15 protein-coding genes and 1 riboswitch are annotated in these 12,155 nt (G+C 38.4%); of the genes, 9 read left to right on the top strand and 6 right to left on the bottom strand.

The window, feature by feature from the left end; translation table 11 throughout:
- Positions 1 to 203 precede the first annotated feature (203 nt).
- From EDC24_RS08560 to EDC24_RS08545, 4 genes are read right to left on the bottom strand one after another with little or no spacing between them, the layout of a single operon-like run.
- Positions 204 to 983, bottom strand: a complete 780-nt coding sequence (locus EDC24_RS08560; RefSeq protein WP_170158521.1) for an energy-coupling factor transporter transmembrane component T family protein — start codon at positions 981 to 983, stop codon at positions 204 to 206.
- Positions 967 to 2,544, bottom strand: a complete 1,578-nt coding sequence (locus tag EDC24_RS08555; protein ID WP_124222079.1) for an ABC transporter ATP-binding protein — start codon at positions 2,542 to 2,544, stop codon at positions 967 to 969. Before EDC24_RS08555 ends, EDC24_RS08560 begins: the two co-directional genes overlap by 17 nt.
- Complete coding sequence (locus EDC24_RS08550) at positions 2,528 to 3,133, bottom strand: ECF transporter S component (protein WP_245998059.1); 606 nt, start codon at positions 3,131 to 3,133, stop codon at positions 2,528 to 2,530. The genes EDC24_RS08555 and EDC24_RS08550 overlap by 17 nt, the downstream gene beginning before the upstream one ends.
- Before the next feature lie 14 nt (positions 3,134 to 3,147).
- Entirely contained in the window at positions 3,148 to 3,735 is a 588-nt protein-coding gene (locus tag EDC24_RS08545; protein WP_124221668.1) for a YkoF family thiamine/hydroxymethylpyrimidine-binding protein, read from the bottom strand.
- Between the two features lie 90 nt (positions 3,736 to 3,825).
- Positions 3,826 to 3,928: riboswitch (TPP riboswitch) on the bottom strand.
- A gap of 135 nt (positions 3,929 to 4,063) precedes the next feature.
- Here EDC24_RS08545 and EDC24_RS08540 point away from each other — a divergent pair.
- From EDC24_RS08540 to EDC24_RS08520, 6 genes are all read left to right on the top strand, one after another.
- Entirely contained in the window at positions 4,064 to 4,705 is a 642-nt protein-coding gene (locus EDC24_RS08540) for an HD domain-containing protein (RefSeq protein ID WP_124221666.1), read from the top strand.
- A 69-nt stretch (positions 4,706 to 4,774) separates the two neighbouring features.
- Complete coding sequence (locus EDC24_RS08535; RefSeq protein WP_124221664.1) at positions 4,775 to 5,269, top strand: hypothetical protein; 495 nt, start codon at positions 4,775 to 4,777, stop codon at positions 5,267 to 5,269.
- 15 nt (positions 5,270 to 5,284) lie between these two features.
- Positions 5,285 to 6,259: a DUF5667 domain-containing protein gene (locus EDC24_RS08530; protein ID WP_124221662.1), complete on the top strand. Its 975-nt coding sequence runs from the start codon at positions 5,285 to 5,287 to the stop codon at positions 6,257 to 6,259.
- A gap of 150 nt (positions 6,260 to 6,409) precedes the next feature.
- Positions 6,410 to 6,493 (top strand): putative holin-like toxin, encoded by an 84-nt coding sequence (locus EDC24_RS15490; RefSeq protein WP_425455184.1) that lies wholly within the window; start codon positions 6,410 to 6,412, stop codon positions 6,491 to 6,493.
- A gap of 245 nt (positions 6,494 to 6,738) precedes the next feature.
- Positions 6,739 to 7,092, top strand: a complete 354-nt coding sequence (locus tag EDC24_RS08525; RefSeq protein WP_124221661.1) for a PadR family transcriptional regulator — start codon at positions 6,739 to 6,741, stop codon at positions 7,090 to 7,092.
- Positions 7,079 to 7,723: a permease prefix domain 1-containing protein gene (locus EDC24_RS08520; protein ID WP_124221659.1), complete on the top strand. Its 645-nt coding sequence runs from the start codon at positions 7,079 to 7,081 to the stop codon at positions 7,721 to 7,723. Before EDC24_RS08525 ends, EDC24_RS08520 begins: the two co-directional genes overlap by 14 nt.
- 412 nt (positions 7,724 to 8,135) lie before the next feature.
- Here EDC24_RS08520 and EDC24_RS15165 read toward each other — a convergent pair whose 3' ends face one another.
- Together EDC24_RS15165 and EDC24_RS08515 are read right to left on the bottom strand one after the other, a co-directional pair.
- Complete coding sequence (locus EDC24_RS15165) at positions 8,136 to 8,294, bottom strand: hypothetical protein (RefSeq protein ID WP_170158520.1); 159 nt, start codon at positions 8,292 to 8,294, stop codon at positions 8,136 to 8,138.
- A gap of 26 nt (positions 8,295 to 8,320) precedes the next feature.
- Entirely contained in the window at positions 8,321 to 8,854 is a 534-nt protein-coding gene (locus EDC24_RS08515; protein ID WP_124221657.1) for a hypothetical protein, read from the bottom strand.
- A 202-nt stretch (positions 8,855 to 9,056) separates the two neighbouring features.
- On the opposite strand from EDC24_RS08515, the gene copZ reads away from it, so the two are divergent.
- From copZ to EDC24_RS08500, 3 genes are all read left to right on the top strand, one after another.
- The gene (gene copZ / locus EDC24_RS08510) at positions 9,057 to 9,266 is read left to right on the top strand and encodes a copper chaperone CopZ (protein WP_124221655.1); all 210 of its coding nucleotides are present in this window, start codon (positions 9,057 to 9,059) and stop codon (positions 9,264 to 9,266) included.
- 97 nt (positions 9,267 to 9,363) lie between these two features.
- Positions 9,364 to 9,681, top strand: coding sequence for a metal-sensing transcriptional repressor (locus EDC24_RS08505; RefSeq protein WP_124221654.1), 318 nt, complete (start codon positions 9,364 to 9,366; stop codon positions 9,679 to 9,681).
- Between the two features lie 15 nt (positions 9,682 to 9,696).
- A complete protein-coding gene (locus EDC24_RS08500; protein WP_281274512.1) occupies positions 9,697 to 12,117 on the top strand; it encodes a heavy metal translocating P-type ATPase in 2,421 nt (806 codons plus the stop codon).
- Positions 12,118 to 12,155: the final 38 nt, after the last annotated feature.

The raw sequence follows: 12,155 nt of genomic DNA, 5'->3' as shown, positions 1-12,155 counted from the left end.
AACCCCCATTTCATTATTTTATGTGACTAAAAGGTAACATATTTAAAATCGGTGTGTCAATTTTAAGAAAATTAGGGTGAGTTTTATTATCTAAAAATCTAGTTTATTATCTATTTCGATAGCGTTATTCTCTATTTTGCATAGTTTATTATCTAATCCAAAAAAAGAGCATCATGAACTTGGTCATGATGCCCAATCATCTATTAAAATGTTTTACCAAAAATATTTAAATAACCGAATGTGTAAGAAAGGTAGAAGGCCAGGACTAAGGCGCTGACCATGGAGGCTAGGAACATCCAATCTCGTTTTTGTACTTGAATGTCGTGATAATGTGTCCGCTCTCGGCTTCCGGTAAAGCCTTTTGATTCCATGGCGTTCGCGACACGTTCCGATTTACGAATAGCGTTAGCGAGCAATGGGATCAAGTATCGTTTGAAACGTTGAATGCGGCCTTTGATTCCTTTGGTTCTGCTAACCCCACGAATTTGGTGGGCTTGCCTCAATAGGTCTAACTCGTGTTTAAATAAGGGTAAAAATCGGTAACCAGCTAAAATCCCATAAGTCAGTTTCGGTGGAAGTTTAAGCTGCTGCATCATGCTTAACATGAGCTTCGTTGGATCGGTTGTGAGTGCGAAAAGCAACGTTAATGCAATAAAACACATCGACCTTAAGGCTAGGCTAATTCCAACTTGTAAGCTTCCTGTTGTAATTTCAATCCACCAAAAGTCAACGAGAATGTCACCACCAGCGTATTTTTCATCGGTATGAATCATTGAAGTCCAGGCTAACATTAATGCAAAGACTGACAATGGTATAAAAAACATAAGCCATTTCTTCAAATTGACCCCAGAGAAAAAGACGGTCACCATCAACAAGTATAAGAAAAATATAAGTGGTGTCATTACATCAAATGCTAAGCTTAGGATGAGGCCAGGAATGACAATGGCAATCATCTTAACACTTGGATTAATGGATGAGACCAATGGATTCCACCTCATTTCGTTCTAAACGATACGGTTTTCTAAGTCGTGCTTCTTTTAGTAAATCTTCATCTTGCCACAATCTTTCAGGTATTCCGTCATGCGCAATCTTGCCCTCGTTTAACACCATGACTCGATCGGCATACTGATCAACTAAATTTATATCGTGTGTGACAAACACAATTGCCGTTCCTTTTTGTTTAAGGTTCATGATCATGTTCATCAGTTCTTGTGTGGTATAAGCATCTTGACCAAATGTCGGCTCGTCGAATAATAGTAAATCAGGTGTCTCATCTAACATAGTCGCAACACTTAAACGGCGTTTTTGCCCTCCACTCAGAGAAAACGGATTACGCCATTGTTGTTCTGATAGATGAAATGTGTTTAGTAGTTGCTGAACCACCGTCTTAACTTTTTCCTCAGATTCATTATTCAATCTCAAACCAAACGCTATTTCGTCATAAACAGTGTCGGTAATAAATTGGTGTTCTGGATTTTGAAAGACAAAACCTGTTCGTTGCCTTAATTTCGGTTCGTTCCATTCGTGAAGGGGCAACCCCTCAAATGTTATGGAGCCATGTTTTGGCTTAAGTAATCGAGCCATGAGTTGTAATAAAGTCGATTTTCCTGCGCCATTTTGTCCGACAATCGCCATTAGTTTTCCAGGATAGATCTTAAAGGTTAACTCATCTAATATGGTTTTATTTTTTCTAGTAAAAGATAAATGGTTAATGGTCATGCAAGGATGTGTGCTAGCAATAGGCGAAGGTTGCTGTTTTGGTGATTGATGTCCTGAAAAATCCTGAGGTAAGAAAAGCCCTTCTTGTTTGAATTGTTCCGCATGTGTTTGAAAAACGTCACTAGGATTACCATCAAGCGTTAATTGGCCTTCTTGGTCTAAAACTAACACACGATCTATTAATGTAACCCAGTCATCGGCTTGATGCTCTATCACCACAATGCTCATACTAGATTTTGCTTGGAGCTCACCGATTAATTCGATGAACTCCAAGCTAGAGACGGGGTCTAAATTAGCCGTCGGTTCGTCTAGAATGAGTAATTTTGGTTCCATGAGTAAAACAGCTGCTAAAGCGATTTTTTGTTTTTGCCCGCCTGATAATTCGTGAATTTTACTTTGTTTATATGGTTTCATACCGATCAAATCCAAGACATGATCAATTTTTTCGACCATTTCTTTTCTAGGAATTGATAGATTTTCTAGTGTGAAGGCTAGTTCATCCTCAACTTTTATCATACAAAATTGACTTTCAGGGTCTTGAAAAACAATTCCGATCTGCTGGTTCAGTTCCCCCTTTTTAAATTCATTGATGTTTATTCCACGAAAATAAAGGTCTCCTGATGATATTCCTTCAACGGCTTCTGGGTAAAGACCGTTTAAGCATAAAGCTAATGTACTTTTACCTGAACCACTAGCTCCCATTAAAAGAACGGACTCACCTTCGTTAATTTGAAAACTCAAGTCATTGATGACTGGCTTTTCATCTTCCTCAAATGAAAACGTGAAATGTTCTAGCTGTAATAACGGACTATGCGACATGGTCATCACGTTTTTTCTGTTTCATCTCTTTACCTAAGGCATAACCTTGAAGGGCACCTGTTTTCGCTAGTTGGTCACTAATGAACTTACCTAGTAAACCAGTAATTAGAATGGCACTGATGACGCGTGCGCTAAACATTAATGTGACCACCCATGGTTCAAGGGCATCATAGCCTTGTGTGAAGAAATGGTAAGGGAAACTTAGTAATGCGGCTCCGACACCTGAGAATATGAGTATACGTAGGCGGTAGTCTTTCCATCTGGTTAAGGCAAACGCGAGCTCAGCTCCTAACCCTTGAATAAAACCTGAGATTAGTAAAGATGGTCCTGTTGTTGAACCTGCTAAAACTTCCACTAACGCAGCGATCATCTCGGCCATTAAGGCTGCACCTGGCTTCCGGATGATATAGGCTGCGATGACAGAGACGATAAACCATATCCCGTAGATCACCTCGTAACCTAAATCCCCTAAACCTAGTGGAGCCATTATACTCGTGAGGATTTTCCCCACGCCAAAAAACCCTAAATAAATAAACCCAAAGACAACACCTAAAATCGACATTAAGACAATTTCTTTAAGTTTCCATTGGTTCACGGTTCATCTCTCCTTTATTGATTTGATGGACTATTGGCTGAAATCGTAAATGTCATCGTGACGTGTGAGACTGCTTGCTGAACTTGGTCAAAGGATTCGTGTAGAGTTTTGAATATATCCTTCACATCACCATCTAAACGAGTAGCGTAGTGTGTTGGACTAACTTCGACTCCGCGGTGTTTCGAAAGGTTGACCTGCTCTTGGATCTTTTCAATATAATCTTTTTCACCCATTGGGTATAAGGCAAATTTACAGCCAGCCTTTTGGTTAATTTCTTTTATTTTTGAAATATTTTTTGGCTCATCCTCTTCTGATAAAAATACATCATCCGTCGTATCGCATGGGCAACCAACGCCGAATGTTCCGCTCATCGCGACATGTTTCCCTGTCTTCGCCGCATGAAGGAAAATGGCCTGAGTTATATCGTAGACGTGAACCATTTTTCCTCTAATACAAGTGCTGACATCATCTGTCTCCATCCAAACTGTAGACGTATCAACTTCATCTAATGCAGAAAGGATTATATCGACGAAGTTGTCACTCATTGGGTATAGAGTGAATTCACACCCTACAAAACTGTTTTTAGAATTGTTACTTGTCATAAAAATCTCTCCTCCTTAGAATTTTTTCCATAAAAAAACTGCACTCCCGTGGGAATGCAGTTCACCTGTATGTAAAAAAATAATCTATTATACAGCTTCACCACACTTCCCCACGCTAGTATTATCTAGTTCGGGTACAAAGGGTCAGGCATTGCCTTCTCAGCCACTTGACTTAGCTCCCCTAGTGTTTGTTCGAGTATGCAGTTTTCTTACAGTTAAAAGAATAACATGTTTATTAAATTTGTAAAGGTTAATTTTTCCTATTGTTTAAATTGCCTGAAAGTTCTTTGGTATAATGAACTTACACTAGTTGGACGGAGGATTTACCATGGATGGAATCATACAAAAAACAGCTTCATTTGTCAGACAGGAGTTAGAGAATGAAGGTTCTGGTCACGATTGGTGGCATATTGATCGTGTGACCAAAATGACTCAAAGAATTGCTGAAGAAGAAGGGGCAAATAAATTTATATGTGTAATGGCTGCTCTTTTACATGACTTGGCGGATGAGAAACTGAATGAAGATGTTGAAGCGGCGAAGGAAAAAGTAGAGGATTGGTTAATACACATGGGTGTAGAGGAAGTAACCCGTCAGCATATTATTGATATTACTGAATCGATCTCGTTTAAAGGTGGTAATGGTCCTGAACTCACCAATTTAGAAGCAAAAGTTGTACAAGACGCTGATCGTTTAGATGCGATTGGTGCCATTGGGATTGCGAGATGTTTTACATACGGTGGATCAGTCGGCAACGTTGTTTATAATCCAGAAGTGCAACCGCGGGGTACCATGACGCATAAGGAGTATAGAAATAATGAGGGTACAAGTATTAACCATTTTTATGAGAAATTACTTAAGTTGAAAGATCTAATGAATACCAAGTCAGGGTATGAGATAGCCAATAGTCGACATGAATTTATGGAGCATTTTCTTAATGAATTTTTTGACGAATGGAAGGGAAAAAAGTAACTTAACCCTCAAAAGCTAAAAACCAATTTCGTAAAGTATAAGTAGATTGATTGAGGGAGAGGTACATAAATGCTTAACAAATTATGTCTTGTTCTGGTAGCAGGATTGTTGGTTTTGTCGGGCTGTGGAGCTGACGCTGAAGAAAAAGATCAACAAGAAGACCAGGCAAAAGAAGAAACAAAAGATACCTTGTATGAAGAAGGTGGACTAGTAGTTTCGAATGTTTCAGGTTGGTCTATAGGTAAAGAAAAGAAAGAACCTTTAACGGTTAATTTTAACCATCAAGATTTGAAAGCTATTGCGACAGTGGTAGAGACTGAAAAAGATTTTAATCAAATTAAAGATGAACTTCTTGCAGGTGCTGGAGATGTTGAGGTTATAGAAGAACAAGAAGAGTCTTTTTCATACCAAACCAAAAATAAAGAAAGCATTAGAACAGATGTTTATCTTGAACAAGATGAAGAACAAACATTAATTTTGTCTTTTTTATCTAAAACAAATGTATATGAAGATGTAAAAGAGACCATTGAAGAATTTCAATCAGCTGTCGAGTTACAAAAATAAGAAAGGGCGAGTGTATTGAAAAGATTAATATTTGCTATTACAGCTAGTATTTTGCTAATTGGAGGAACAGTAAACGCTGAAGAGGAGAAAACGTATGTAAGCCCTGACTCAGAAGTTTATGACATGAGTCGCTTCATGGAGCAAGCGGAGTATGAATTAACAGAAGATAAAACAGTTAAGGCATTATTACAAGATGGATTTGCTGAAGAAAGACTAGCTGAGATCCAAGAATTAATTGAAAAAGACCATCAAGAAGAAGTGGATGAATTATTCAAAGAGTATGAGCAACATTTAGAAGAAATCAAGAAGAATATTGAAGAAGCAAAATCTGATGGTGAAGATGTAACGGAAGTCGAAGAGGAAGTAGAAGAAAATCAAGAGCAGCAAGTGGTTAATTTACAAGATTTATTAAACAATGATGAATTGTCACAAGACACTAAAGATGAACTTGAACGCGTTCTAACAAAACAAAATGAAGAGACTTCAAAAGAAGACAATGAGGAATCTGAAGAAGAAAACGAACAAGAGGAACAAGAGAGTGAAGAAGTAAAAGAAGAAAAAGATGAAGTCGTTAAGAAAGTAGAAAAGACAGAACGTAAGCTAGATAAAGAAAAAGAGAAAACAACTAAGAAATTAGATAAAGCAACAGAGAAGGCAGAGCGTGAGTTAGATAAAGTTCTGTCTGAATTAGAACGAGAATTAGAAAAGGTTGAAAGCGAAGAAAAAGCTGAGAAAAAATTAGATAAAGCCGAAGAAAAAATCGATAAGATTCTAGAAAAGTTAGAATGGAAAACAGAAAAGGCTGAAGAAAAAGCTGAAGAAAAAGCTGAAAAAGCTTTAGAAAAATTAGAAGAACAAGTTGAGAAATTAGAAGAAAAAGATGAAGAAGACAAAGACGATCGTGACGACGATGATGACGAAGATGAAGAAGACGAAGATGAAGAAGACGAAGATGATGACGACGAGGATGAAGATCGCGAAGATGATTAATCATGTCAAAGCTCACTAGTAAATCTAGTGGGCTTTTTATAATAGGAATATATGTTCTGTATTTTAATAGATACATTTGTTAAAATGAATAGTGTACAATAAGGCTTTTAGGGTGGTGGCTCGCCCCTCATTTGGTGAACAAAGGGGGTGATGCCTATGACGGTATTTGAAGCCCTCATGATCATGTTGACGTTCGGATCATTTGTGGTGTTACTGCTGTCACAAAAAAAGTAACCACCCTCATGCCTGGTAAGCTGTAGGGTAGTTACTATCCCGAATGCGAGCCGCCCCTTTGAAGGGCTATTGTACGTAACCGTTGGTGTGTCCGCACCAGCGGTTACTTTATTTTATGCAAATTTTCTAATTATATTATAACCACCTTTGACTAATAAAACAAGTCAAAGGTTATTTTTTATAACATATTACTTTGACACAAATAGTAATATGTTATATGATGTATTTCAGGAGGTGAGGCATATATGAGCACGAATATTTCAACAGACTTAATCCGCGGACATACAGTGACCATCATACTTAACATTTTGAGACAAGGAGATAGTTATGGATATGAGATCTACAAAAAAATTATTGAACTCAGCCAAAACCAGTATGAATTAAAAGAAGCTACACTCTACACAGCTTTTAGACGTTTACAAAAAGAAGGCCTTATTACATCTTATTGGGGAGACGAGACGCAAGGTGGAAGGCGGAAGTATTACCGAATAACTGAAGATGGTCTGAAAAAGTACCAACAAAACAAAGAGGAATGGCTATTTGCAAAAGATGTACTGGATCAATTAATTACAGGAGGGGATCAGAGTGAATCTAAATGATGAAGTAAGGAAGTATATTGATGATTTATTTAAGGACGTAGGGAAAAGTCAGCAACTGTTTGATTTGAAACAAGAATTGGTAACGAATATGCATGAGCGTATTAAAGATTATCAAAAACAGGGCATGTCGGATGAGGAAGCATTCAAAGAAGCAAAGGTTTCGATGGGTGACTTAAGTGGTTTAGTTGATGATATGCGTGAAGCGGGCCGTGAAGAAGCAAAAGGTGAAGTGTATAGTTCCATGACGAATCGGATTTCGACTGGTGGAATTGTAATTAGTGTGATGTTAATTGTTTTCGGCTTTTTAATGACGATTAGCATGAACTTTATGGATGTTGCAGCACCGGCGAAGTCAGGAACGAGTATTTTTATTGTCATCGGAGGAGCTATTTTAACTTATAGCCTATTGGCTAGAGAAACGGCTCGAAAATATGCGATGAATCGCATACGTGCGGTTTTGTACGCTTTAGCAGTTGGTGTTTCGTTATTTGGAATTTTCGTCGGAGTCACATCAGGTTTAGCCACTGGTGAGATGTTTATCGCTTTCTCATCGAGTACTATTTTTCTAGTTATCGGAATAGGCATGTTCGTATCGCTAATGTTATCTGAAAAAGTAGATCGAACAAAATAAAGGGGTCACCCCTGCACTAAACAGCGCATAAATTAATGATTTCGTTCACATGAAAAGAAGAACGAACAATATGAATAATGGCGCAGGGGGAATATCTCCTGTGCCAAACAGCGCATAAACCACCTGAAAAGGGCGCATAAATTTAAGATTTTGTTACATTCGACAAAATTCGGAGCGCGTAAATTCAAAAAAGTAGCGCATAAATCGCAGAAAGCAGCGCATAAATTAATAATTTCGTTCATTTGAAAGAAAAAAGAAAAAAATGATGGCATAGGGGGATCACCCCTGCGCCAAACACCACATAAACGACTTAAAAAGTGCACATAAATTTAAGAATTTGTTGCGTTCGACAGAATTCGAAGCGCATAAATTCAAAAAAGTAGTGCATAAATCGCAGAAAGAAGCGCATAAATTAGTGATTCTGTTCTTCAAGCAATTTTATGATGCGTTTGTTTTGTTCAACCTGTTCGTGATTATAATCTCGAATTTGTAAAATCCACATAACGACTACAATGCAAATTATAATAGGGATTAAAGTAATTAAAATCCCAATAATTGAAAAACTCTCCAATTCATTCACCCCTTTAGCTTTTGTCTCTATATTAACAAAATTTGGTTTTTGAAACTATGATGTTTAGGGTGATGGTCAACTATAACTTCTTTTGGGAATAACCCAAATACGAGTACCACAGTTATGCACAAAATAACTAACAACTTATAAGGCAACTCAAATTGCCGAGCTACTGAAAAGATAGTCATACTACATAGAAATGCTAGTCCAACCATTAATAAAAAGGCGCTATCCTGAACATTAAACATCATAATTAACATAATCCCCATCATAGATGCCATTAGTCCGGAGAAGAACCCCTCAACTTGACACTTAATCCCAAATTTCATACCGATAAACATACCGATGAAAGCAGCTGACCCAATTGCGATAAGTGTAGCTACTAGGTGATTTTCGCTGAACAAAAACCAGATAAAAAAACCAATTGATAACCCCGTAGATGAAGTTAAAACCATGGTTGTGATCATAGATTCCATCTGTTTTCCGTTTGGACGAATAAAAATAAAAATGATTAACAAATTAATCAGTAAAACCACGCTTGAAAAAATGACTACACTCATTAGTGCGCCCCCTTCAATAAACTGTTACTTTACTAAGATATACGCTTGTCTTTCATAATATGATTAAAATGCTTGGAGGGGGTATATGATAGGCAGGACTTCAAGAGTTCAATTATTATAAAGAAAAATGAGTTATATAATTTGAATACCTTTCGGGGGTATGATATATTATAATCAGAACAAATAGAAAGGGGTTATATTCATGAAGGATTTAACACTAACTGTTCAAGGTATGTCTTGTGGACATTGTGTATCTTCAGTTGAAGGTGCTCTAAACGAATTAGATGGGGTTTCAGAGGTTAACGTTAACTTAGGTGAAGGTAAAGTTGATGTTAAATTTGATGAATCAAAAGTAACCGTTGATCAAATGAAAGAAGCAATTGATGATCAAGGTTATGACGTAGTAGCATAACGAATTTTACCCCGTTCGAATTTTGAACGGGGAATTTTTCGATTAACAATATACCGTATCCGGGTATAGTATATAGTGGGTGTGAGGTGACATTGTCATGGACGAAAAAGATGTGAAAATGGTGGATCAAGAGGAACCTGTTGTTCCGAGGACAAACTCCGAGAAAGAAGCAATGGCAAACAGATTGAAAAGAATTGAAGGTCAAGTACGTGGTCTTCAAAAAATGGTAGAAGAAGATCGTTATTGCGTAGATGTTTTAGTGCAGATTTCAGCTGTCAAAGCGGCATTAGATAAAGTGGGCTACCAAATGCTAGAGCGTCACGCAAAGATGTGTGTTACGAATGCCGTGAAAGAAGGTAACGGTGATGAGTACATGGATGAGTTAATGAAAGTCATCAAGCAGTACTCAAAATAGGAAGGGGGTATCATAGTGGCAACGGAAGAAAAGGATCAAAAGCAAACCCAACTCGATGTAACCGGCATGACGTGTTCAGCTTGCTCAACGCGAATTGAAAAAGTGCTGAACAAGATGGACGGTGTTGAAGCTAATGTGAACCTTTCAATGGAAAAAGCTTCAGTTTCTTATGATGAAAACCAGGCAACGGTTCATGAAGTAATTGATCGGATTAATAAATTAGGCTACGGCGTTCAAGAAGAAAAAGTCGAACTTGATATACGTGGTATGACATGTGCAGCATGTTCAACTCGCATTGAAAAAGGCCTTTCTAAGATGGAGGGTATCTCTGAAGCGAATATTAATTTGGCGACAGAATCTGGAACGGTTGAATACACCCCAGGGGTAGTATCAATAGATGATGTATTAGAGAAAGTTAAAAAACTAGGCTATGAGGCAGTTGTTAAACAAGACCAGGAGGAAAAAGAATCTCATAAAGAAAAAGAGATTCGAAATAAAAGACACTTATTTATTTTCTCTGCTATATTATCATTTCCATTATTATTAACGATGTTAGGGCACATGCCGTTTGATCTTGGGTTATCTGCTCCAGGGTTTATAGAATATCCATGGACGCAGTTTGTTTTAGCAACGGTCGTTCAATTTTACGTCGGTTGGCCTTTCTATACAGGTGCTTATCGGGCCTTAGTTAATAAAAGCGCCAATATGGATTTGTTAGTTGCATTAGGGACGTCAGCTGCTTATTTCTACAGTGTTGTTCAGGCTATTTTGTGGCAAACTGGTGCCATTCAACATGCAGACCTTTACTTTGAGACAAGTGCGATTTTAATTACGTTAATTATATTAGGTAAATATATTGAAGCATTAGCGAAAGGGCGTACGACAGCAGCTATTACAAACTTGCTCAAGCTTCAAGCCAAAGAAGCAACAGTTTTACGGGATGGAAAAGAAGAGCGTATCCCGGTTGAGCAAGTTCAAGTTGGCGATCATATTATCGTTAAACCTGGTGAGAAGATTCCGGTTGATGGTGAAGTCATTCAAGGGTCAACATCAATTGATGAATCCATGATTACAGGGGAATCTATTCCAGTTGATAAAGGTGAAAACGATGCGGTGATTGGTTCTACGATTAATAAAAATGGAACGATTACGCTAACAGCGAAAAAAGTTGGAAAAGATACCGCGCTCGCTGGGATTATAAAGATCGTTGAAGAAGCCCAAGGATCAAAAGCGCCGATTCAGCGTATGGCTGACCGTATTTCAGGGGTTTTCGTTCCAATTGTGGTTGCGATTGCTGTTGTGACGTTTGCTGTGTGGTTTATGTTTGTAGACCCTGGTGTATGGTCATCAGCATTAGAAGCATCAATTGCTGTTCTAGTCATTGCGTGTCCATGTGCATTAGGGCTTGCAACGCCAACATCAATTATGGTTGGTTCTGGTCGAGGTGCTGAAAAAGGCATTTTATTTAAAGGCGGTGAATACCTCGAAGGAACGCAAGCCATTGAAGCGGTGTTGCTAGATAAAACTGGTACGATTACAGAAGGTAAGCCAAGAGTGACGAATGTCATGACGGTTTCAGGCTCTAATAATGATTTTGCCTTAGTAGCCGCAGCAGAGAAGCGTTCTGAGCATCCACTCGCAGAAGCGGTTATGGCTTATGCGACGGAGCATGACTATGAAGTTGAAGACCCGGATTCATTTGAAGCGGTCTCTGGCCACGGAATCCAGGCGCAAATTGATCAGCATCAAGTTTTAGTTGGAACTCGTAAGTTAATGGTTGAGCAAGGCATTAATACAGAACTTGTTGAAGATAAATTACAAGAGTTTGAACGAGAAGGTAAAACGGCTGTATTGGCTGCGATTGATGGTGAGTTAAGATTTACAATTGGCATTGCAGACACAGTCAAGCCAACATCGAAAAAAGCCATCGAAGAACTGAAAAACCTTGGAATTGAAGTCTATATGATGACAGGTGATAATACCCGAACAGCTCAAGCTGTGGCAAAAGAAGTCGGCATATCAGAATCTCACGTTTTTGCAGAAGTTCTACCAGAAAACAAAGCTGACAAAGTATCAGAATTACAGAAAAAAGGCAAGAAAGTCGCGATGGTAGGAGACGGTATTAATGATGCGCCGGCTCTTGCGATTGCAGACATTGGTATGGCAATCGGTACAGGAACGGATGTTGCAATCGAAGCAGCGGATGTGACACTAGTTGGTGGCGATTTATCGAATATCGCACAAGCGATTAAATTAAGCCAGAAAACGATGCGTAATATTCGACAGAACTTATTCTGGGCGCTCGCTTATAATAGTGCAGGCATTCCAGTTGCAGCGATTGGGTTACTCGCTCCATGGGTAGCAGGCGCTGCAATGGCCTTTAGCTCAGTCTCCGTCGTGTCGAATGCGTTAAGACTTAAAAGACAAGAAATATAAGATTAAAGTGAAAAATGCGTCCGCGGACGCATTTTTCT

The organism is Aquisalibacillus elongatus, from assembly GCF_003843875.1.
Classification (GTDB): Bacteria; Bacillota; Bacilli; order Bacillales; family Alkalibacillaceae; genus Aquisalibacillus; species Aquisalibacillus elongatus.
This window is presented reverse-complemented; position numbering and strand designations above follow the sequence as displayed.

Coding starts and splice junctions, on each gene's coding strand:
- copZ (WP_124221655.1), top strand. CDS start 9,057: ATGAAGGATTTAACACTAACTGTTCAAGGTATGTCTTGTGGACATTGT.
- EDC24_RS08505 (WP_124221654.1), top strand. CDS start 9,364: ATGGACGAAAAAGATGTGAAAATGGTGGATCAAGAGGAACCTGTTGTT.
- EDC24_RS15490 (WP_425455184.1), top strand. CDS start 6,410: ATGCCTATGACGGTATTTGAAGCCCTCATGATCATGTTGACGTTCGGA.
- EDC24_RS08525 (WP_124221661.1), top strand. CDS start 6,739: ATGAGCACGAATATTTCAACAGACTTAATCCGCGGACATACAGTGACC.
- EDC24_RS08515 (WP_124221657.1), bottom strand. CDS start 8,854: ATGAGTGTAGTCATTTTTTCAAGCGTGGTTTTACTGATTAATTTGTTA.
- EDC24_RS08545 (WP_124221668.1), bottom strand. CDS start 3,735: ATGACAAGTAACAATTCTAAAAACAGTTTTGTAGGGTGTGAATTCACT.
- EDC24_RS08555 (WP_124222079.1), bottom strand. CDS start 2,544: ATGACCATGTCGCATAGTCCGTTATTACAGCTAGAACATTTCACGTTT.
- EDC24_RS08540 (WP_124221666.1), top strand. CDS start 4,064: ATGGATGGAATCATACAAAAAACAGCTTCATTTGTCAGACAGGAGTTA.
- EDC24_RS08535 (WP_124221664.1), top strand. CDS start 4,775: ATGCTTAACAAATTATGTCTTGTTCTGGTAGCAGGATTGTTGGTTTTG.